Source organism: Pseudomonas sp. PA-1-6B, from assembly GCF_021609545.1.
Taxonomy (GTDB): domain Bacteria; phylum Pseudomonadota; class Gammaproteobacteria; order Pseudomonadales; family Pseudomonadaceae; genus Aquipseudomonas; species Aquipseudomonas fluorescens_BV.
In genome coordinates this window covers 1-1,246 of the sequence record NZ_WJZM01000127.1, presented here as the reverse complement: position 1 = coordinate 1,246, position 1,246 = coordinate 1, and the positions used below count along the sequence as shown (strand labels likewise).

The window sequence follows — 1,246 nt, the reverse complement described above, 5'->3', positions numbered from 1 at the left end:
TGATCTGGCCTAATGAAATTGGACACATCAATAGGGCGCTATGATGGCGCCCAAACCTGAGGTGTACAGATGATGCGAAAGTCCTATTCCAGTGAGGTCAAACTCAACGCTGCAAGCATGGTGCTTGATCAAAACATGCCTGTTCCCGAAGTTTGCGCCAGTTTGGATATTGGCCCTACGGCTTTACGCCGCTGGGTCGAGCAGGTGCGTAAAGAGCGCGCCGGATCCACGATGACGGGCACCAAGGCGATTACTTCCGAACAGAAGAAAATTCAAGAACTCCAGGCCCTGCTCAGGCAAAAAGACCGGGATATCGAAATCCTAAAAAAGGCCAGTGTTCTCCTGCTTTTGGACTCCAAAGATCATTCCCTCTGATCAGCGAGCTAGGCGAACAGTACGGCATTACAGATTGCTGTCGTGTTTTTGAAGTCAACCGCAGCAGCTACTACGCCTGGCGCCAGCGCCAGGGAAAAATCAACCTGGAGCGCGAAGCGCTCAAGGTTGTTCTAGTTAAGTACCACAAGGCCTCAAGAGGATCGGCTGGAGCGCGAACCCTTTCTGAAGACCTGCAAGGTGCAGGCCATCAGGTGGGGCGTTACATGGCTCGCAGCTTGATGAAGGAAGCCGGGATTGCCAGCCGCCAACGCAGGCCCCACAAATACAAATCGTCAGGCGTGGAGTCTCTGGTGGCTGAACATGAACTGGAGCGCGAGTTCTACGTAGCTGACATCAACAAGGTCTGGTGCGCGGACATCACCTATATCCAGCTCGGTAAGCGCTGGCTCTACTTCTCGGTCGTTTTGGACCTGTTTGCCCGCCGAGTGGTGGGGTGGTCGTATTCACTGGTCGCCGATGCGACGTTGGCTACTGAGTCACTGCGCATGGCTGTTGAATTGAGAGGGAGGCCTAAAGGTGTGCTGTTTCATTCCGACCAAGGCTGCCAGTACACCAGTCATAAATTCAGGGCTGAATTGCAGGCCCATGAGCTCAAGCAGAGCATGAGTCGAAAAGGGCAGTGCTGGGATAATGCCCCGATGGAGCGTTTCTTTGGCAGCTTGAAGTCCGAGTGGGTGCCCGAGAAAGGCTACAGCTCGGAGTACGAAGCTCGGGCAGATATCAACCGATATGTGGCGCGCTACAACAGTGTAAGGCGCCACAGTTACAACGGTTACCACTCACCGATAGCGGCGGAAAAGCTAGCGGCGTGAAAACCGATAAGAATGTCCAAAATTACTGGACCAGATCA

At 53.7% G+C, this 1,246-nt stretch carries 2 protein-coding genes; both read left to right on the top strand.

What is annotated here, in order from left to right; all coding sequences use genetic code 11:
- Positions 1–69 precede the first annotated feature (69 nt).
- Complete coding sequence (locus GIV35_RS27210; protein WP_233475440.1) at positions 70–375, top strand: transposase; 306 nt, start codon at positions 70–72, stop codon at positions 373–375.
- Entirely contained in the window at positions 372–1,208 is an 837-nt protein-coding gene (locus GIV35_RS27205) for an IS3 family transposase (RefSeq protein ID WP_233475445.1), read from the top strand. The genes GIV35_RS27210 and GIV35_RS27205 overlap by 4 nt, the downstream gene beginning before the upstream one ends.
- Positions 1,209–1,246: the final 38 nt, after the last annotated feature.